Origin of the sequence: Tsukamurella asaccharolytica (assembly GCF_007858435.1) — a bacterium.
Classification (GTDB): domain Bacteria; phylum Actinomycetota; class Actinomycetes; order Mycobacteriales; family Mycobacteriaceae; genus Tsukamurella; species Tsukamurella asaccharolytica.
The window spans coordinates 1-19,766 of sequence record NZ_VIGW01000021.1 but is presented as its reverse complement, the minus strand read 5'-3'; the positions used below and the strand labels follow the sequence as shown (position 1 = coordinate 19,766).

General features: G+C 70.3%; 17 protein-coding genes. 9 read left to right on the top strand and 8 right to left on the bottom strand.

Translation table 11 applies throughout. The features are described 5' to 3' along the window. Positions 1-48 precede the first annotated feature (48 nt). The gene (locus tag FK529_RS19270) at positions 49-1,260 is read left to right on the top strand and encodes an acetyl-CoA C-acetyltransferase (protein ID WP_146564212.1); all 1,212 of its coding nucleotides are present in this window, start codon (positions 49-51) and stop codon (positions 1,258-1,260) included. A gap of 33 nt (positions 1,261-1,293) precedes the next feature. Next, positions 1,294-3,486 (top strand): 3-hydroxyacyl-CoA dehydrogenase NAD-binding domain-containing protein, encoded by a 2,193-nt coding sequence (locus FK529_RS19265; RefSeq protein ID WP_146564210.1) that lies wholly within the window; start codon positions 1,294-1,296, stop codon positions 3,484-3,486. A gap of 294 nt (positions 3,487-3,780) precedes the next feature. Here the strand turns inward: FK529_RS19265 and FK529_RS19260 are convergent, their stop codons facing one another. Together FK529_RS19260 and FK529_RS19255 are read right to left on the bottom strand one after the other, a co-directional pair. Then, positions 3,781-4,455: a GAF and ANTAR domain-containing protein gene (locus tag FK529_RS19260; protein WP_146564208.1), complete on the bottom strand. Its 675-nt coding sequence runs from the start codon at positions 4,453-4,455 to the stop codon at positions 3,781-3,783. A 178-nt stretch (positions 4,456-4,633) separates the two neighbouring features. Beyond that, positions 4,634-6,670 carry a M13 family metallopeptidase gene (locus FK529_RS19255; protein WP_146564206.1) on the bottom strand — a complete coding sequence of 679 codons (2,037 nt, stop codon included), beginning with the start codon at positions 6,668-6,670 and terminating at the stop codon, positions 4,634-4,636. 156 nt (positions 6,671-6,826) lie between these two features. On the opposite strand from FK529_RS19255, the gene FK529_RS19250 reads away from it, so the two are divergent. Continuing rightward, positions 6,827-8,899 (top strand): CocE/NonD family hydrolase, encoded by a 2,073-nt coding sequence (locus FK529_RS19250; protein ID WP_231703182.1) that lies wholly within the window; start codon positions 6,827-6,829, stop codon positions 8,897-8,899. 4 nt (positions 8,900-8,903) lie between these two features. Here FK529_RS19250 and FK529_RS19245 read toward each other — a convergent pair whose 3' ends face one another. Then, positions 8,904-9,638, bottom strand: coding sequence for a pirin family protein (locus tag FK529_RS19245; protein WP_146564204.1), 735 nt, complete (start codon positions 9,636-9,638; stop codon positions 8,904-8,906). A 79-nt stretch (positions 9,639-9,717) separates the two neighbouring features. Between FK529_RS19245 and FK529_RS19240 the strand changes: the two genes are divergently transcribed. After that, the gene (locus FK529_RS19240) at positions 9,718-11,349 is read left to right on the top strand and encodes an NTF2-like N-terminal transpeptidase domain-containing protein (RefSeq protein ID WP_146564202.1); all 1,632 of its coding nucleotides are present in this window, start codon (positions 9,718-9,720) and stop codon (positions 11,347-11,349) included. Positions 11,350-11,355: 6 nt separating this feature from the next. Here the strand turns inward: FK529_RS19240 and FK529_RS19235 are convergent, their stop codons facing one another. Both FK529_RS19235 and FK529_RS19230 read right to left on the bottom strand, forming a co-directional pair. Continuing rightward, positions 11,356-11,787, bottom strand: coding sequence for a DUF3054 domain-containing protein (locus tag FK529_RS19235; protein WP_166436440.1), 432 nt, complete (start codon positions 11,785-11,787; stop codon positions 11,356-11,358). A 213-nt stretch (positions 11,788-12,000) separates the two neighbouring features. After that, positions 12,001-13,296 (bottom strand): lysylphosphatidylglycerol synthase transmembrane domain-containing protein, encoded by a 1,296-nt coding sequence (locus FK529_RS19230; RefSeq protein WP_146564200.1) that lies wholly within the window; start codon positions 13,294-13,296, stop codon positions 12,001-12,003. Between the two features lie 35 nt (positions 13,297-13,331). Between FK529_RS19230 and macS the strand changes: the two genes are divergently transcribed. Together macS and FK529_RS19220 are read left to right on the top strand one after the other, a co-directional pair. Continuing rightward, positions 13,332-14,534: a MacS family sensor histidine kinase gene (gene macS, locus FK529_RS19225; protein ID WP_231703181.1), complete on the top strand. Its 1,203-nt coding sequence runs from the start codon at positions 13,332-13,334 to the stop codon at positions 14,532-14,534. After that, positions 14,531-15,190 (top strand): response regulator, encoded by a 660-nt coding sequence (locus FK529_RS19220; protein WP_146564198.1) that lies wholly within the window; start codon positions 14,531-14,533, stop codon positions 15,188-15,190. Before macS ends, FK529_RS19220 begins: the two co-directional genes overlap by 4 nt. Here the strand turns inward: FK529_RS19220 and FK529_RS19215 are convergent. The 3 genes from FK529_RS19215 to FK529_RS19205 form a co-directional block, all read right to left on the bottom strand. Continuing rightward, the gene (locus FK529_RS19215; protein ID WP_146564196.1) at positions 15,187-15,468 is read right to left on the bottom strand and encodes a barstar family protein; all 282 of its coding nucleotides are present in this window, start codon (positions 15,466-15,468) and stop codon (positions 15,187-15,189) included. The two genes, FK529_RS19220 and FK529_RS19215, sit on opposite strands and share 4 nt — an antisense overlap. A 3-nt stretch (positions 15,469-15,471) precedes the next feature. Then, complete coding sequence (locus FK529_RS19210; protein WP_146564194.1) at positions 15,472-15,852, bottom strand: guanyl-specific ribonuclease; 381 nt, start codon at positions 15,850-15,852, stop codon at positions 15,472-15,474. A 277-nt stretch (positions 15,853-16,129) separates the two neighbouring features. Next, positions 16,130-16,789 carry a TetR family transcriptional regulator gene (locus FK529_RS19205; protein ID WP_146564192.1) on the bottom strand — a complete coding sequence of 220 codons (660 nt, stop codon included), beginning with the start codon at positions 16,787-16,789 and terminating at the stop codon, positions 16,130-16,132. A gap of 141 nt (positions 16,790-16,930) precedes the next feature. On the opposite strand from FK529_RS19205, the gene FK529_RS19200 reads away from it, so the two are divergent. From FK529_RS19200 to FK529_RS19190, 3 genes are read left to right on the top strand one after another with little or no spacing between them, the layout of a single operon-like run. After that, on the top strand, positions 16,931-17,983 hold the full coding sequence (locus tag FK529_RS19200) for a ferredoxin reductase (RefSeq protein ID WP_146564190.1): 1,053 nt from the start codon (positions 16,931-16,933) through the stop codon (positions 17,981-17,983). 27 nt (positions 17,984-18,010) lie between these two features. After that, positions 18,011-19,183 carry a fatty acid desaturase family protein gene (locus FK529_RS19195; protein ID WP_146564188.1) on the top strand — a complete coding sequence of 391 codons (1,173 nt, stop codon included), beginning with the start codon at positions 18,011-18,013 and terminating at the stop codon, positions 19,181-19,183. A gap of 23 nt (positions 19,184-19,206) precedes the next feature. After that, complete coding sequence (locus FK529_RS19190; protein WP_146564186.1) at positions 19,207-19,488, top strand: hypothetical protein; 282 nt, start codon at positions 19,207-19,209, stop codon at positions 19,486-19,488. The last annotated feature ends 278 nt before the right edge of the window (positions 19,489-19,766 follow it).

The window sequence follows — 19,766 nt, the reverse complement described above, 5'->3', positions numbered from 1 at the left end:
ATCCGCGGGGGTCGGGAACACCTTCTTCGAAAGGACGGGTAGACCGAAGTGTCTGACGCATTCATCTACGAGGCGATCCGCACGCCCCGTGGCAAGCTCAAGGGCGGTTCGCTGACCGCCATCAAGCCCACCGATCTCGTGGTCGGCCTGATCGACGAGATCAAGGACCGCAACCCGGAGCTCGATCCCGCGTCCGTCGACGACATCGTGCTCGGCGTCGTCTCGCCGGTGGGCGAGCAGGGCGCCGATATCGCCCGCACCGCCTCCATCGTGGCCGGCCTGCCGGACACCGTCGCGGGCGTGCAGATCAACCGCTTCTGCGCCTCGGGCCTCGAAGCGACCAACATCGCCGCGCAGAAGGTCGGCTCGGCCCTGGGCGACGACCTGGTCCTCGCCGGTGGCGTGGAGTCGATGTCCCGCGTGCCGATGGGCTCCGACTTCGGTGCCCTGTTCTACGACCCGCAGTACAGCTACGACAACTACATCGCGCCCCAGGGCATCGGTGCCGACCTGATCGCGACCATCGAGGGCTTCTCCCGCGACGACGTCGACGAGTACTCGGCGCAGTCGCAGGAGCTCGCCGCGAAGGCCTGGGACGAGGGCCGCTTCGCCAAGTCGGTCGTGCCTGTGAAGGACCAGAACGGCCTCGTCGTGCTCGACAACGACGAGCACCGTCGCCCCGGCACCACCGCCGCCGACCTCGGCAAGCTGCGCCCCGCGTTCACCGTGATCGGCGAGATGGGCGGCTTCGACGCCGTCGCGCTGCAGCGCTACACCACGGTGGAGAAGATCGACCACGTCCACACGGGTGGCAACAGCTCGGGCATCGTCGACGGTGCCGCGCTGGTCCTCGTCGGCAACGAGGCCGGTGGCAAGAAGGCCGGCCTGACCCCGCGCGGCCGCATCGTCGCCACCGCGTCGACCGGCGCCGACCCGACGATCATGCTGACCGGCCCGACGCCGGCCACCGAGAAGGTGCTGGCCAAGGCCGGCCTGACCAAGGACGACATCGACGTCTGGGAGCTCAACGAGGCCTTCGCCTCCGTGGTCCTCAAGTGGATGAAGGACTTCAAGCTCGACCGCGAGCAGGTCAACGTCAACGGCGGCGCCATCGCGCTGGGCCACCCCCTCGGCGCCACCGGCGCCATGCTGGTGGGCACCGTGCTCGACGAGCTGGAGCGTACGGGCGGCCGCTACGGCCTCATCACGCTGTGCATCGCCGGCGGCATGGGCTCGGCCACCATCATCGAGCGCGTCTGACGCCCGCCGGAACAACAGGAGAGACAAAGAACCATGTCTGACAACATGATCCGCTGGGAGCAGGACGCCGACGGCATCGTCGTGCTGACGATGGACGATCCGACCAGCTCCGCGAACACCATGAACGAGCTGTACGGCACGTCCATGCGCGCCACCGTGGACCGCCTTGAGGCCGAGGTCGAGTCCATCACCGGTGTCGTCATCACCTCCGCGAAGAAGACCTTCTTCGCCGGCGGCAACCTGACCGAGATCCGCAAGGCCACCAAGGCCGACGCGCAGCAGGTCTTCGACAACGTCCAGGAGATCAAGAAGGACCTCCGGCGCCTGGAGAAGCTGCCCAAGCCCGTCGTGGCCGCCATCAACGGCGCCGCGCTCGGCGGTGGCCTCGAGATCGCCCTCGCCGCCAACTACCGCATCGCGGCCGACGCCAAGGGCAGCAAGATCGGCCTCCCCGAGGTCAGCCTGGGCCTGCTCCCCGGCGGCGGCGGCGTGACCCGCACCGTGCGGATGCTCGGCCTGCAGGGCGCGCTCATGGGCGTCCTGCTCCAGGGCACGCAGATGAACCCGACCAAGGCGCAGCAGACCGGCCTCGTCAACGAGGTCGTCGGCACCGTCGACGAGCTGCTCCCCGCCGCCAAGGCGTGGATCAAGGCCAACCCCGAGGGCGGCGTGCAGCCCTGGGACAACAAGGGCTACGAGATCCCCGGTGGGTCGCCGATCGACAAGCTGCTGGCCCCCAACGCCCCGGCCTTCCCGGCCAACCTGCGCAAGCAGATCAAGGGCGCGCCGATGCCCGCGCCGAAGGCGATCATGGCCGCCGCGTTCGAGGGAACCTACGTCGACTTCGACACCGCTCTCGAGATCGAGTCGCGCTACTTCACGAACCTGGCCACCGGCCAGGTGAGCAAGAACATGATCAAGGCGTTCTTCTTCGATCTGCAGCACATCAACGGTGGCGGCTCGCGGCCCGACGGCTACGACAAGTACACCGCCAAGAAGGTCGGCGTCATCGGCGCCGGCATGATGGGCGCCGCCATCGCGTACGTCTCCGCGAAGGCCGGGATCGAGGTCGTGCTCAAGGACATCGACCAGGCCGCCGCCGAGCGGGGCAAGGACTACAGCGTCAAGCTGGAGGAGAAGGCGCTGGCGAAGGGCCGCACCACGAAGGAGAAGTCCGACGCGCTGCTCGCCCGGATCACCCCCACGATCGACCCGCAGGACTTCGCGGGCGTCGACCTCGTGATCGAGGCCGCCTTCGAGTCCGTCGAGGTCAAGAACAAGGTCTTCCAGGAGATCGAGGACATCGTCGAGCCGGACGCCATCCTCGGCTCGAACACCTCCACGCTGCCGATCACCATCCTCGCGGAGGGTGTGAAGCGCCAGGAGGACTTCATCGGTATCCACTTCTTCTCCCCCGTGGACAAGATGCCGCTGGTCGAGATCATCCGCGGCGCGAAGACCTCGGATGCGGTGCTGGCCAAGGTCATCGACTACACGCTGCAGATCAAGAAGACCCCGATCGTGGTCCACGACAGCCGAGGCTTCTTCACCTCGCGGGTCATCGGCACGTTCATCAACGAGGCCCTTGCGGCCATCGGTGAGGGCGTCGACCCGGTGTACCTGGAGCAGGCGGGCCAGCAGGCCGGCTACCCGGCGGCGCCGCTGCAGCTGGCGGACGAGCTGACGCTGACGCTGATGCAGAAGATCCGCCTCGCCACCGAGACCGCGCTCAAGGCCGAGGGCAAGGACGTGCCGCAGCACGGTGCCTTCGCCGTGGTCGACTGGATGGTCGAGAACGGCCGTACGTCCAAGAAGGACGGCGCGGGCTTCTACGACTACGCCGACGGCAAGCGCACCGGCCTGTGGAAGGGCTTCCAGGAGCACTTCAAGTCGGGCTCCGTGAAGCCGGACTTCGCCGAGCTCCAGGAGCGCATGCTCTTCATCGAGTCGATCGAGACCGTCCGTTGCTTCGATGAGGGCGTGCTCACGTCCGTCGCCGACGCCAACATCGGCTCGATCTTCGGCATCGGATTCCCTGCGTGGACCGGCGGTGTGCTGCAGTACATCAACGGCTACGAGGGTCGCCCGGGCACGCCCGCCGAGGGCCTCACCGGTCCGAAGGCCTTCGTCAAGCAGGCCGAGTTCCTGGCCGGCAAGTACGGCGAGCAGTTCACCCCGCCCGCCTCGCTGGTCGCCAAGGCCGAGGCCGGCGAGACCTACGAGTAGGTCGCGCGCTCGCACCTGAACGCGGAAAGGGCCGGCACCGTCGAGAGACGGTGCCGGCCCTTCTGTCTGCAGCCGGTGAGGCCGGCGAGCCGTATTTGAGCGCGGATGGTCCGCAGGCCGATCGGTGGGAGGGAGAGGTTTGCGCGCGGCGGCCATGCGTGCGACGCATGGCTGCGGCGGGGACGCTGCTGACCGGCGTGCGGATTCGGCTCGGCGAGGCCGAGTGCCGGGTCCCCGCTGGAGATTCGGCCGTCGCGCAGGGGACGGAGGTGCGGCCGACAGCGGACCGTCGGCCTACTCGGGCCCGGCCTCGATGACCTGCTGGGCGACCTCGGCGAGGCGGACGTTGCTGTCCTGGGAGAGGCGGGCGAGGAGCCGGAAGGCGGCGTCCGAGTCCAGCTTGTAGCGCTCCATGATCATGCCCTTCGCCTGCCCGATCACGTCACGCGTGGTCAGCGCGGCGCGGATCTGCTCCTTCTCGCGCACGGCCGAGAAGGCGACCGCCGCGTGCACGGCGTAGAGGGAGCCGATCGAGATGGATTCGGCGTCGAAGGCGTTCGCTTCGCGGGCCATGAGGTCGAGCGTGCCGTAGGCGTCGTTCTGCACGTAGAGGCAGAACGACAGGATGGAGCCGACGCCGGCGGCGTTCGCGGCGGCGGCGAACTGCGGCCAGCGGTCGTCGGTGGCGGTGTCCTCCAGCAGGAGGATGGTGGTCGACTCGAAGGTCGCGCCCACGCTGGGCCCCTCGTCCAGGTCGCGCTGCACGTCGGCGACGCGCTGCGCCTCGTCGCCGATGACCACGGGATAGGCGATGCCACCCTTGGGGTCGACCAGGGTCACACAGGCGAAGTCCGCGCCGGGCACCTGCTCGACCGCGAACTGGGTCGCGGCGGTGAGCAGTGACTCCGAATCTCCGGATTGCTCGCGCAACATTCTCGCGATCTCGCCCATCCGCTCGCTGAGGGTCAATTCTTCGAGCGGGACCTCGGGTGATTCGTGGACGACACCGAGGACGGAAGGGAGTTGTTCGCTGGTCTGTTTACGAGAGTGCACGGCCACCCGTTCTCCGCGCCGATCGGTGCGGGGTCATTGCTTGGGTATCCGCCGGTTGCTGGACGGTCGTTCGCAGGAAGTTACTGATCGGTGGTCACCATATCGAGACGCGGCGGTCGCGGTCCAAAAACAGGCGATCCCCGGCATCGACGTCGAACGCGTCGTAGAAGGCGTCGATGTTCGAGACGACGGCATTGCAACGGAATTCGGCGGGCGAGTGCGGGTCGATCGCGAGCCTCCGGATCGCCTCCTCGGGCCGCGACTTGCCCCGCCACACTACGCCCCAGCTGAAGAACAACCGCTGCAGGCCGGTCAAGTCGTCGATGCGGGTGGACTCGTCGTCGACGGTGCCGCCGGCCCGCTCGCGCGCGATCGCGTACGCGGCGATGGCGATGCCGAGACCGCCGAGGTCGCCGATGTTCTCACCCACTGTGAAGCCGCCGTTGACGTGGTGCTCGGTGCCGCCCGGCTCGTCCGCCAGGTCCCGCGGCACCAGCGCGTCGTACTGCTCGATGAGCGCCGTCGTGCGCTTGCCGAACTCCTCCCGGTCGGCGTCGGTCCACCAATCCTCGAGGTTGCCGTCACCGTCGTACTTGGCGCCCTGATCGTCGAAGCCGTGGCCGATCTCGTGCCCGATCACGGCGCCGATGCCGCCGTAGTTCACGGCATCGTCGGCGGTGGGGGAGAAGAACGGCGGCTGCAGGATCGCGGCCGGGAAGACGATCTCGTTCATGCCGGGGTTGTAGTAGGCGTTCACGGTCTGCGGCGTCATGAACCACTCGTCGCGGTCGACGGGCGCGCCGATCTTGGCGAACTCGCGGTCGTGTTCGAAGGCCTCTCCGCGACGCAGGTTGCCGATCAGGTCATCGCGGCGGATCTGCAGTCCCGAGTAGTCGCGCGCGACGTCCGGGTAGCCGATCTTCGGGGTGAACTTGCCCAGCTTCTCCAGGGCGCGCTCGCGCGTGGCGGGCGTCATCCAGGGCAGGTCGGAGATCCGCCGGCGGTAGGCCTCCACCAGGTCGGCGACCAGCGCCTGCATCCGCTCCTTGGAGTCCGCGGGGAAGTGCTGCGCGGTGTAGAGCTCGCCCACGGCGAAGCCCAGATACTGCTCGACCAGCGTCACGCCGCGCTTCCACCGGTCGCGGATCTCCGGCGTGCCGGTGAGCACGGTGCCGTAGAAGGCGAAATGCTCGTCGACGAGGGCGTCGGTGAGGAAGGGGCTGCGCGCGTGCAGCACCCGCCACGCGAGCCAGGTGCGCCACTGGTGGAGCGGGCGGTCGGTGAGGAGGTTCGCGGCGTGCGCCGCGAAGGACGGCTGCCGCACGTTCACCTCGGCGAAGACGGCGCCGGCCGCGGCGGCACCGTCGGAACCGGTGACGGCCGCGACCCACGCGGAGGGCGCGAGCCCCGGCGCCTCGGCCTCGAGTTCGGCGAAGCTGCGCAGGTTGTAGCCCTTGTCGGCGTCGCGGCGGGCGACCACGTCCCAGTGCCCGGCGGCGATCGCCGTCTCCAGCTCGAGGACCCGCGCCGCGGCCGCGTCCTCCTCGCCCGGCGTGACGATGCCCTCGAGCACCTCGCCGGCCAGGCGGAAGGTGGCGGCGACGTGCGCTACGAACTTCTCCCGCACCGGCGCGTACTGATCCTCGCGGTAGTAGGCCTCATCGGGCAGCGAGATGCCGCTCTGCACCAGGTTGACCAGGTAACGGTCGGAGCGCTTGGCATCGGTGTCCACGTAGTAGCCGAGCAGCCCGCTGACGCCGGTGCGCTGCAGGCGCCCGAGGACCGTCACCAGCTCCGACGGGGACTTCGCCCACCGGACCTCCGCCAGTTCGTCGGCCAGCGGCGCGAGGCCGGCGGCCGCGATCGCCCCGGTGTCCATGAAGCTCGCGTAGAGGTCGCCGATCCGCGCGGTGTTCCCGGTCGCGCCCGCGTCCGCGGCGCAGTCCTCGACGATGGTGCGCACCGTCGCCTCGGCGGCGTCGCGGAGGGCGTAGAAGGCGCCGTCGGTGGAACGGTCGGCGGGGATCTCGTGCGTGTCCAGCCAGGTACCGTTGACATGCCCGAACAGGTCGTCCTGCACGCGGATGCCGGCGTCGACGTGGCTGAGGTCCAGAGCGGGGGAAGTCGTCACCCGTCCATCCTGCCAGCCGACACCCTCCGCTCTCACCTGGTGGGAAAAGCTACGGTCCCATGCTCCTGTGGCGCCGCACACCGTTAGCGTGCGGAGCGAGGTAAACCGCTATCAGGGTTGGCCTGATCGTGGCGGAGGAGGCAAGGGGAATCTGTGATGAGGCTGACACATCCGCGACTGCGGCTGGCCCTCGCCGCCCTGCTCACGGCACTCGTGCTGCTCGGAGCGAGCATCAGCGCACCCGGACTCGTGGCGCGATCGGGTGCCGAGCCGGGGAAACCGGGGCCCGGTGTCGCGGGGATGATCAACCCCGAGTGGATCGCCTCGCACGACGGCCCGACCCAGTACCCGGGCATGACCGTGGACTGGGACGTGCCGATCCGCATGTCCGACGGCACCGTCCTCAAGGCGAACGTCTTCCGGCCCGCCGACGCCGCGGGCCGGGCGATCACGACGAAGACCCCGACCATCGTGAACCTGACGCCGTACACGAAGTTCGTGAGCGCGCTGGCGCAGATCGCCGTGAACACCCCTGTGCTCTCCGACGCACTCATCGGCGTCCTCAACCTGTTCAACTTCGCCGGCACGCCCATCGAGGGCGTCAACGACCTGCGCGACGTGCTCAACGGCGGCATGGCGAACTCCTTCACCGGCGTCGACCGCAAGCTCGTCCAGAACGGCTACACCCAGGTCGTGGTCGACGTGCGCGGCACCGGCAACTCGCAGGGCGTCTGGCAGGTCTTCGCGCAGCGCGAGCAGCAGGACACCGTCGAGGTGCTGGACTGGGTGCGGGGGCAGCCCTGGACCAACGGCCGCATGGGCATGACGGGCGTCTCCTACTCGGGCATCAACCAGCTGCAGGTGGCCTCGAAGAATCCGGAGGGCCTGCAGGCGCTGTTCCCCGTGGTGCCGGGCGCCGATCTGGCGGCCGACATCATCGCTCCCGGCGGCGGCCTCGGCGTGGGCTTCCTCGGCCCGTGGCTCGCGCTGGTCAACATCCTCAAGTTCGTCCCCGACGTGCGCTCGATGCTCAACGGCACCTTCGACTGGACGTGGCTGCGCGACCGGATCCAGAACCCCGCGGTCTTCGTGCCGCAACTGCTCTCCGGCGTCTTCTCGCCCACCGTCGAGCAACTGGACCCGAAGACCAAGGAACTGATCGACAAGGACTCGCCGCTCCGCGCGGCCTACCGCACGCCGCTCGGCAGGATCACCACCCCGACCTTCGCGCTCGGCGGCTGGCACGACCTGTTCACCAACACCGAGTGGCGTCTGCCCTCGGATCTGAGCAGCCTCCCGAACAGCAAGAAGAAGCTCATCATGGGCGACTCGTACCACGTGACGGTCACGCACGACATGGGTGGCGTGAACCAGCCTCCCCGCGCCGACGTGCTGCAGAAGGCGTGGTTCGACAAGTGGCTCAAGGACGTCGACAACGGCATCGACGACTACGCGCCGGTCACGGTGCACCGCAAGGGGGGCGGCTGGTGGCAGGGCGAGACCTTCCCCGAACCCGACCAGAAGTACCAGCGCATGTACCTCTCCAGCCTTGCGTCGGGTTCGGCCCCCGGCTCGCTCAGTGACAACAGCCTGCAGACCGCACCGCCGAAGATCGCGGCGCGGCGCACCGTCGGGCCGGGGCTGTCGACGCTGTGCTCGAACGACACCGGCCAGGCGATGTTCGGCCTGCTCGTCTTCCAGGGCTGCGCCGCCGACAACCGGGTCGCCGAAACGAACGGCCTCACCTTCAGCTCCCGACCGGTCGGGAAGCCGACCGTGATCTCGGGGCCGATCAACCTGCACCTGACCACGACCCAGGACGCCCGAGACGCCTACTGGAGCGTCATGGTCACGGACGTCTCGCCCGACGGCCGGTCCGAGGTCATCAGTTCCGGGCAGCTGACCACCTCCTTGCGCCAGATCGACGAGGCGCGCAGCCTCCGCACGGCCGGCGGCGACTACACGGCGCCCTACTACCAGCTGGACATCGCGCAGCGGCAGCTCGTCCAGCCGGGCCAGGTGGTGGAGCTCGACATCGCCACCCACGCCGTCAGCGCGGTGCTCAAGCCGGGTCACCGCCTGCGGGTCGACGTTTTCGCGCTGAACCTGATCAAGTCGATGACGCTCGGCCCGGTGACGGCGGAAACGCGCTTCCGGCCGCAGCACGTGCTCATCGACCCGCAGCGGCCCAGCTACCTCGTCGTGCCCTCGGACCGGCCGCTGCCGTAACCGCTCAACCGCCCAGGCGGGTGCGCATGCGCCAGAACAGGAGCTCGGCGCCGTCGGGCCCGGCGGTCACGCGCCGCCCGTCCCCGACGGTGCGCAGCGAGTCGCCGTCGGTGAGCCCGACCGAGCCCGACGAGGACTCGGCGGCCACGGCACCGTCGGCGAGGTAGAGGTGCCCGAAGGGCGCGTCGGGCAGGTCGACGGCGCCGCCCGGCGCGAGCCGTGCCGCGAACAGGGTGGCGCCGCGGTTGCCGATCCGGATCGCGGCGTCCTGCCCCGGGTCGCCGGACGCGACGGGGACCAGCCCGCCGGCGGCGAGTTCGGCGTCCACCTCCCGCTGCTCGTAGGACGGAGCGCCGCCCGGGTCGTCCGGCGCGACCCACATCTGGACGAACCGGACGTCGGCGCCCGCCGGGTCGGGTCGGTCGTTGCGTTCGGAGTGCTGCACACCGGTGCCCGCGCTCATCCGCTGCGCGAGGCCGCGATGGACCAGTCCGGCGTGTCCCTCGCTGTCCTGATGGACGAGCGAACCGGACAGGACCCAGGTGACGATCTCCACGGCGCGGTGCGGATGCGTGTCGAAGCCCGTACCCGCCGCGACCTGCTCGGCATTGCACGCGAGCAGGACGCCGTGGTGCGTATTGTCCGGATCGTAGTGGTCGCCGAAGGAGAAGCAGTGGCGTGACCGCACGCCGGGCATCGACGATTCCGCGCGGTCCGCGGAGCGCATCAACCGATCCATATCCCAAGGATGACATGTGCGGAAAGGTAAACTTCGCGGCCAGGGATGCCAAACGCACTCTGAGCAGCGAGGAGACCACGTGAGACGCAGCGGCCGGGCACGGTACGGCGCCGCCGCGATGGCCTCCGCGCTCCTCCTCGCGCTGGGCTCCGGGCTGGCCGCGTGCGGCGACGGCGCCCTCCAAGAGGTGCAGCAGATGCTCGACGGCTACGGCTCGGCGCTGGGCGAGGGCAAGGCCGTCGCGGCCGCCGCTTTCACCTCCTCGCCCGACACGGCGGGCACCGTCATCGGCCGCACGCTGCGCGACATGAACGCGAAGTCCGTGGAGGTCAAGGCCACCAACGTGCAGCGCTACTCGGGTGGTAACGCCACCTTCGACGTGAAGACGCACTGGAACTTCGGCGACGGCCGCGACTGGGACTACACCACCAAGGGGAGTGCGTCGCAGCTGTCGATCGGCTGGCGCATCTCCTGGGACCCCGCGGTGCTCGCGCCGGGCCTGACCCCCGATACGACGATCCGGCAGATCCGGACCGACGCCAGGCCGCCGAAGGTCTTCGCCGCCGACAAGTCGGAGCTGATGTTCGCCGGCACGGTGCACCGGCTCACCATCGACCCGAACAAGACCAGGAACCTCACCGACAGCATGACCCGGGTCGCCAAGATCGTCTCCCCGGTCGCGCCGCTCGTCACCGTGGACTCACTCTCGGCGAAGGCGAAGGCGAACCCCGGCCAGCCGATACCGGTCGTGGACCTGCGGGACGACGACTTCGGCGTGCTCGGCGACGCCCTCACCGCGGTGCCCGGCCTGCAGGATGCTCCCGCCAGCGACCTGCTCATCGCGAACCGACAGCTGTTCTCCCCGCTCTTCGAGGGCATCAAGGGAGCCTGGCAGGCCAACCGCGACGCGACCGCGGGCTGGGAAGTGCAGCTGCTCACGAGGGGGAAGCCGCCCACCAAGATCGTCGGTTTCCAGGGCCCGCCCGGTCCCGACCTGCGGGCCGCGATGGACCCCAAGGTGCAACTCGACGTCGAGAACGCCGTGGTGCAGCTCGGGCAGCCCGCCGCGATGGTGGTGCTCTCCGTCTCCACCGGCGCCGTGCTCGCCGCGGCGCAGAACACGCAGGCCAGCGGCATCGCGATCGACTGGGCCTTGAACGGCCTCTCCACCACCGGTCCGGTTCTCGCGCCGCTCTACAGCGAGGTCAACGCGGCCGCGGGGAACGACACCGGCAAGCAGTCGGCCCTGCTCGCGCCGCTCGGCATGGGCACCGATTTCGCCATGACCGGGGTGAAGACGACGACCGCCCAGCTGCCCGGCACGGGCGGGCGGCCCGCATCGGAACTCGGCGCCGACACCGTCAAGGCCACCCCCTTCGGCATGGCCGTCTTCGCCTCCGCGATCGCCAAGGGCAAGACCACCGCGCCCTACGTGGTGCAGGGCCAGACAGCGAAGCCCAGCGCCCCGCTCGGCGACGTCGACGAGAAGATCCTCAAGGCGGTGCGGGCGAAGATGGACTCCACCGTCTCCCCGTCGGGCGACGGCGGCGACCTCGTCTCCACCAAGGCGAAGGGCCTCGTGGGCACCAACGGGCCCGAGGGGCCGGGCTGGTTCATCGGCTACCGCGGCGACCAGGCCTTCGCGATCATGGTCTCGGGTGAGCGGTCCGGCGCCGGGTCGCTGCAGGTCGCGGGCGCGTATCTGAAGTAGCCCGGTTCAGGCGCCGGTCTTGGCGGTCTGTTTCCAGGCCTTCGCCCGACGGGACAGGACGACGCCGGCGACGGTGCGCCAGCCCAGCAGGAACAGGCCGAGTGCGATGGTCGCGACGATGACGAAGCTGACCTCGACGCCCTTCGACGTGAGCAGGCCGCGGGCCGTCATGCCGAAGGCCACCGTCGAGATCCAGATGATGACGCCGGCCGGAAAAACGCGCCCCGGGGCGAAGGTCGCGGCGCGGCCCGGCTCGTGGCCGCGCAGTGCGGCCAGCACATAGGTGAAGGCCCAGCCCACGGTCAGCGCGAGAAGGAAGGGCCACGCGGTCTCGGCGAAGCCGGACGGCGAGAACGCCTCATTGTGATTGAACCGGCCGATCACCACGAACAGCAGGACGAAGACCACGTCGAGGGCGGCGATGACCGGGATGCGCATACGGCAACGGTAATTGATCTGAAGCTCCTGCCGGGAATCCGATGGCGCGGCGCGGTGTGACGGCACGCGGCCGGGGCGCGGTCCTCCCGACCGCGGCCCCGGCCGGGCCCAACCCCCTCGCCCCCCTCCACTCCGGGGCGCCGTGAGCGGTGCGGGGCGTCCGCTCACAGGACAGACGATGCCCCCGAGCTCTTGACCGCCGGTTGGGCCGCGCTAAAACCGCTGTTCGGGGCCGGTCTTCCCGGTCGACGGTCCGCCGTCCGACGGTCCGCTCTCGTCCGGCGGTCCGTCGGCCCGGGGCGGGTCTGCGGCGGTGACCCCGGGCGGGTCTGCGGCGGCGGTCCCGGGCGGGGCGGCCCCGGCCTCCTCGGACTCCCTCGCCGAGGCGGACTCCTCGGCGGGCTTGTCGCCGTTCTTGTCCAGGGCGTCGGGATCGATGTCCATCGTGCTGCGGTAGGAGACGAAGAAGACCACCCACCCGACGATGACCACGAGGACGAAGCTGATCAGGCGGTACAGGATCGTCGCGGTGAAGGCCTGGCTCGCGGGCATCCCGGCCAGGACCAGCGCCGGAACCAGCGCCGCCTCGACGAGCCCGAGCCCGCCCGGGATGGGGCTGATGGTGTTGACCACCTTCGACGCCGCGTAGGCGCCCGCGAGGGCCGCGAGGCCGGGGGCATCGCCCACGGCGTAGCAGGCGAAGGCGAGGCAGGCGACGTCGGCGATCCAGTTGAACATCGACCAGCCGAAGGCCTGCGCGCCGTAGCGGCGGCTCATCTTCACGGCCCGGAGCTGCTCGATCACCTCGCGCAGGCGGGCGAGGCCGGCGTCCTCCGGCTTGTTGCGCAGGTCGTTGACCCAGCGGATCATGCGCGCGCCCACGACGTACAGGCCGTCGGGATGGGAGGCCACGTACTGCACCAGCACGATGAAGACCACCAGCATGCCGACCGAGAACATCACCGAGTACGGGCTCGACTTCGCGCCGGCCAGGAGCGCGCCCACCAAGCCGAGAACCGCGAGGCCGGCGGACATGAGGAGGCCGCTCATCACGATCTGCCACGCGGCGACCACCCGCGAGGCGCCCCACATGCGGGTACGGCGGTAGACGAGGGTCGGCGCGAGCACCTGCCCGCCGGGCATGGTCTGCGAGACCGAGTTGGACGCGAGCTGCAGGCCCAGGGCCTGGCGCTGCGTGACCTTCACCCCGGCCGAGCGGAGCAGGACGCGCGTCACCTGGGCGAACGAGTCCATCGAGAAGAAGACGGCGATCACGCAGGCCAGAACCCATTCCCACTGGATGTGTTCCAGCTCGCGAATGGACTTCGAGACCGTCGGCCCGAACAAGTAGGCCTCGACCCCGAGGACGATCGCGATCACCAGCAGGAGGGCCCGTCGGACCCACCGCAGCCGTCGCCGGGTGAGGTCGGTGTCCTTCGAGGGCGTCTCCTCGGGCGGCGGGCCGCCGGCGGCCTCGGCCCCGGACGGCGCTTCGTCGTCTGCCTGCATCGGGCGCCAGCCTACTCAGCGGTTACCGTGGGCACATGCAACGCCTCGCATCGCGGCTGCGGCGCGTCGAACCCTCCGGCGCCGATGCGGGGGGCCGCGCGTCCGACGGCGACCCCCGGGCGCCGCTCTGGCGAGGCGCCCAGTGGTTCCGCGCGCTGTCCGTCGTGTACGCCGTGGGCCGGCAGATCGACGAGGCCGACCGGTACGACCGGATCGGCTGGAGCTGGGTGATGATCGGCGCGCTCGTGGCGGTCAGCCTGGTCGCCGGCACCGGCTACGTGCGGGGCTTCGGGCGCAACCGCGCTTTCGTGATCGGGGAGTTCGCCGCGGCCGCCGTGCTGGCCCTCGGCACCGTCTGGGTGGCCTCGCCCGAGTTCACCGCGCACAACCAGACCCTGCCCACCACCCTGTGGTTGACCAATCCGGTGGTCTCGGCGGCGATCCTCGGGGGCCCGGTCGCCGGCATGATCGGCGGCGTCGCGATCGCCGCCGTCAACGCGATCTACCGCGGCACCTTCCCGGAGACCATCGTCCGCGATGCCAACTACCCCGTCTTCATGGCCGTCGGCCTGGGTCTCGGCGTGGCGGCGCGCGTCGCGGTCCGCTCGCAGGAGAAGCTCCGCGAGGCCGAGCGTGTCGCCGCCGAGGCGCGCGCCCGCGAGCGCCTCGCCCGGGAGGTGCACGACGGGGTGCTGCAGGCCCTCGCCTTCCTGGCCCGACGGTGCGCCGAGCTCGGCGGTCCCGGCACCGAGCTGGGTGCGCTCGGTGCGTTGGCCGCGCAGCAGGAGCGGGCGCTGCGGCACCTGATCGCGGAGACGCCGGCCGGTCCGGCCCCGGAACCCGAGGCCGACGGCACCGTCGACCTGCGGGACCTGCTGCGGCCCCTGGCGTCGTCGACGGTGACGCTCGCCGAGCCCGGCGGCGCCGTGCTGCTGCCCGCCGGCCCTGCCGCCGAGGTGGCCGCGGCGGTGCGGAACGCGCTCGAGAACACCGCGCGTCATGCCGGGCCGGGTGCGCGCTCGTACCTGCTGCTCGAGGACGTCGACGACGCCGTGCTGGTCACCGTGCGCGACGACGGGACCGGTATCGCGCCGGGACGCCTCGACGCCGCCCGCGCGGAGGGCAGACTGGGGGTGTCGGAGTCCATCGTCGGGCGGATGCGGGCGCTGGGCGGTCGCGCCGAACTGACGACGGGCGTGGATGAAGGGGTCGAGTGGGAATTGTGGATACCTCGGTGAGCGGGCCGGACGCGGAGCCGGCGGACATCTCCGTGCTGGTCGTCGACGATCACCCGATGTGGCGCGAAGCGGTGGCCCGCGACCTCGAGGCGCGCGGCTTCGTGGTGGCCGGCACCGCCGATTCGGTGGCCGCGGCGGGGCGCATCGCCAAGGCCGTGCAGCCGCGGGTCGTCCTCATGGACATGTCCTTGCCCGACGGGAACGGTGCCGCCGGCACCGCGCTCGTCCTCGAGGCCGCGCCGACGACGCAGGTCCTCATCCTCTCCGCCTCCGACGAGCGCGACGACGTGGTCGACGCCGTCAAGGCCGGCGCCTGCGGCTACCTGGTCAAGAGCGCGTCGGCGGAGGAGCTGGTGGCCGCCGTGCACGCCACCGCCGCCGGGCAGCCGGTGTTCACGCCCGGACTCGCGGGGCTGGTGCTCGGCGAGTTCCGGCGCATGGCGTCGGCGCCGGAGCCCGCCGGTCCCGCGCTCACCGCCCGCGAGACCGAGGTGCTGCGGCTGGTGGCGAAGGGCCTGTCCGCCAAGCAGATCGCGACCCGCCTGCACCTGAGCCACCGCACCGTCGAGAACCACGTGCAGGCCACGCTGCGCAAACTCCAGCTGGGCAACCGGGTGGAGCTGGCGCGCTACGCCTTGGAAAACGGGCTGGACTAGGCGGGCTCGGCCGTGAGCGGGACGCCCGACGTGGCGAACACGTCGAGCACCTCGGCGTAGAGCTTCGCGCCGAGCGCGGTTCGGACGTCGTCGGCGTGGGTGAGGCGGAAGGCGAAGGGCTCGTCCTCGGGGGTGCCGAAGCCGCCGCGCAAGCAGTCGACGAGTGCGTCGAGGTTGCTGCCGAAGTAGCCGTCGGTGCCGTTCACGGCCCGGCCGAGCTCGGTGTAGAAGTCGTCTGCGCCGGTCACGCGACGCCCGTCCACGGTGTAGGTCTTCACGACTCAGACTCCCGTCACGATGCAGAAGGAGGCGTAGTGGTCGCCGGTGTAGTACCAGTTCGGCGGGGAGGTCAGGGGCGTGCCGCCGGTGACGATGCGGCGCGCGCCGCGCGTCGACGAGCCGGGCGTCGGCACCGTGTACTCGTGGTAGTAGCCGGAGGCCTGCGCGGGGAGGAGCCCCTCGCGGTTCTGGAAGACCACCCCGTCGTTCTTCGGGTACGGGAACGGCCCGCCCTGATGAATGAGGTCGACGGTGTCGGCCGCCTGCGCGGGCAGGGACGACAGCGCGCAGGTGGGCAGGGCGGCGGAGGCGGGGGAGACGGTCGCGACGGTGACGCCGAGCGCCACGAAGACCGATCCCGCGAGGCGGGTTGCAGTGCGCATGCAAAGAAAGTTAGTGGAACTAGGTGATCGTCGGGTGGCGATGCGGTGAACGCCCGGAGAGGAACGTCGGGTGGTGGATTCGGCGTGCGGTGGGGGAGGTGTTGGCGTCTGGTGGGGGAGTCGGCGCGGAGTGGGGGACGTTCGCTCCCCTACTTCACGACTGGCGTCGGGTGGGGGAGTGAACGCTGCGTGGGGGATTCGGCGTTCGGTGGGGGAGTGAACGTCGGGTGGGGGATCGGCGACCCACCGCTGCCGGCTCACCGTGGAGCAGGGGGCCCTAACGCTCGCGGGGCCGGTACGAGGCCAGACCCAGGGCGACGACGGTCAACTGGCGGGTGGTGCGGTCGATGAGCTCGTCCTCGTCGCGCGAGTTGCGGGCGTCGATGCGCACCAGCTCGGCGACGAAGCCCAGCATGATCGTGACGTAGAGATCGGCGGTCATGTCGAGGTCTTCGACGCTCCAGTCGCGCAGCGCGGGGATCCGCGACAGGTCCTGCGTGAGTTCCTTGGCGAACAGGCGTAGTTCGACGTCGATCGCGCGCTGCAGCTCGGGCGAGCCGCCGTAGCGTTCGCGCACGAGGAACTGGAACTCGGCGTCGTTGGCGCGGGCCTGCCGGGCGACGATGCGGATCGCCTCCGCGCCACTGGGTGCCACGCCCTCGCGCCGGCCCTCGCGGAGCATGCGGCGCAACACCCGCATCGCGTCCTCGACCAGGGTGACGCCGAGGTCGTCCATCGAGGCGAAGTGGCGGTAGAAGGCGGTGGGCACCACTCCGGCCGCCTTGGCGACCTCGCGCAGGGACAGGCTCGCGAACGAACGTTCACCGGCCAGCGCCAGCGCCTCGTCGAGGAGGGTCTGGCGGGTGCGCTCCTTGGCCTCCGCCCGCGACGGTCCCGGAGTGTGCCGTTCGACGGCGCGCGGGGACGGTCTGGGCATGGGTTCGAGTCTATCTCCCCTGCGTCGCGTCGTTATCGCGGAGGTTGTGGCGGAGGTCACGGAACAACTCCTTGACGAAGACTGGACGATTGCGGGCATACTGTGAGTGTACAAGCGTGCACTGAACGGAGAAACACAGCCATGAGCCGCTTCACTCGAATCGCCGGATCTCTCGTCGAGGCCGTACTCACGCCCCACGCCGTCGACCGTTACCTCGAGCTGATCGACCCGATGGTCACGTGGACCGACATCCGCGGCCGCGTCACCGCCGTGAGCCGCCGAACCGACCGCACCGTGACCTTCACCGTGGCGCCCACCCGCCAGTTCGAGGGCTTCGAGGCCGGACAGTTCATCCAGGTCAGCGTCGTGATCGACGGTGTCCGCCAGACCCGTTGCTTCTCGCCCGCGAGCTCGCACCATCAGGGTGGCGACCTCGAGTTCACCGTGACCGCGGACGCCGACGGCCACGTCAGTAAGTACCTCCGCGAGCACCTCGCCGTCGGCGACGTGCTCGGCCTGACCCCCGCCGCCGGCACCTTCACGCTGCCCGGGACGCCCGGAAACCGCCCCGCGCACATCCGCCTCATCAGCGGCGGCAGCGGCGTGACACCCGTACTCTCGATGGTGCGCACGCTCGTGGACGAGGGGCACGACGGCGCGGTCGATGTCCTGCACTTCTGCCGCGACAGCGCCGACAACCCGTACCGCGAGGAACTCGAGCGTCTCGCGCAGTTGCCGAACGTTTCGGTGACCTTCGAGTACACCCGCGCCGGCGGCCGCCACCTCGGACCCGAGCACCTCGAGGACCTCGGTGACATCGGCTTCGCGTGCGGCCCCGCCCCGTTGCTCGAGGCCGCGAAACAGCTGTACTCCGACGCCGGGGTCGAGCTGCGGATCGAGGAGTTCACCCCGCCCGTGGCGGCGGCACCGTCGGGCGAGGCGACCGGCACGGTGCGCTTCACCGAGTCCGGCACCCAGGTCGACAACGACGGCCGCAGCATCCTCGACCAGGCCGAGTCGTCCGGCCTGTTCCCCGAGAGCGGCTGCCGCATGGGCATCTGCTTCTCCTGCACCGCGATCCGCAAGTCCGGCTGCACCACCAACATCCTCACGGGCGAGAGCAGCGACGAGCCCGACCAGCACATCCAGGTCTGCATCAGCGCGCCCGCCGGCGACGTCGAGATCGCGCTGTAGCCAACCTTCTTCGAAAGGAGTTCCGCCATGACCGAACAGATCACCCTCACCGCCGAACAGGTCGAGATCATCGGGGAGCGCTTCGACGCCATCCGCACCCGCGTCCTGAACGACCTGGGCGCCAAGGACCGCGAGTACATCTACAAGATCGTGCGCGCGCAGCGCGGCTTCGAGGTCGCCGGCCGCGCGATGATGTACCTGCCGCCGCTGTGGCCGGTGGCGGTCGGCTCGCTCGGGCTGTCGAAGATCCTCGACAACATGGAGATCGGTCACAACGTGATGCACGGCCAGTACGACTGGATGCGTGAGCCCGGCCTGAATTCCCGCGAGTTCGAGTGGGACACCGTGTGCCCCGCCGATCAGTGGAAGCACAGCCACAACTACCTGCACCACACCTTCACCAACGTCCTCGACATGGACCGCGACATCGGCTACGGCATCCTGCGGATGGCGCCGGAGCAGAAGTGGAATCCCTACTATCTGGGCAACCTCGCCTACGCGAGTGCGCTCATGGTGCTCTTCCAGTGGGGCGTCATGCTGCATGACCTCGAGACCGAGCGGATCGTCAAGGGCGAGCGCAAGTGGGGCGACATCAAGGGACTCGTGGCCGGCATGCGCCGCAAGGCGGGCAAGCAGGTGCTCAAGGACTACGTGATCTACCCGGCGCTCACCGGCCCGCTGTTCCCGCTCACCTTCCTGGGCAACATGTCCGCGAACCTGATCCGCAACCTGTGGACCTTCTCCATCATCTTCTGCGGCCACTTCCCGTCGGGCGTGCAGACCTTCACCAAGGAGGAGACGGCCGACGAGACCCGCGGCGAGTGGTACGTCCGGCAGATGCTGGGCTCCGCGAACATCGACGGCGGCCGCCTGTTCCACATCCTCAGCGGCAACCTGAGCTTCCAGATCGAGCACCACCTGTTCCCCGACATCCCCGCCAACCGCTACCCGGAGATCGCCGCCGAGGTCCGCGCGACGTGCGAGGAGTTCGGCCTGCCCTACAACACCGGCTCGCTGCGAGGACAGCTCGGCTCGACGTGGAAGAAGATCGCGAAGCTCTCCCTGCCGAACCGCTGGACCAAGCAGGAGCCGGAGCTGTCCGTCACCATCGAGCGTGCCCGGCACGAGGAGGCCGCCCGCGGCGCCCTCGCCAAGGCGGGCTGGCAGCGGGCCGCCGAGCGTGAGATGGTGTCGGTCTAGGACCTCGGCGGAAGGGCGCGGACGTGGGCAAGCTGGAGCGGCGCAAGGACGCGGCGCAGGAGGTCGTCGAATCGACGGCCATCCGCGTCGGCCGGATCGCGACCATCATCACCACCGCCGTGGCCGACGTCGCGCGGGAGCTCGGCGACGCAGTGAGCGACGCGATCGAGCTGCGGCAGGCCGCCAAGGCCGCCGCCGCCGACGAGGCCCGCACCGAACGGCGGTCGGCCCGCCCCGGAGAGGAGTCCGCCCCCGGCGCGGGTCCCGCACCCGGCGAGGAGCCCGGGCCCGGCACCCGGCCCTGACGGCGCCACAGGTACGACGCGACGAGGCCCGATCCCCGGAAGGGGATCGGGCCTCGTTCTCGTTGCGGGATCAGTCCTCGCGCGGGGGCCGCTGCTGGTAGGGGCGCGGCCCCTCACCGGTCGGGCCCTGCGGTCGAGGTCCCTGCGGACCACCGGGACCCTGCGGACCACCGGGACCCTGCGGGCGCGGCGGGAACGGCGGCTGCGGCCCCTGCGGGCCTCCCCGCTGCTGCCGCGGCACCGGGCCGCTCGGTCCCGGGCCACCCGGGCGCGGGCCG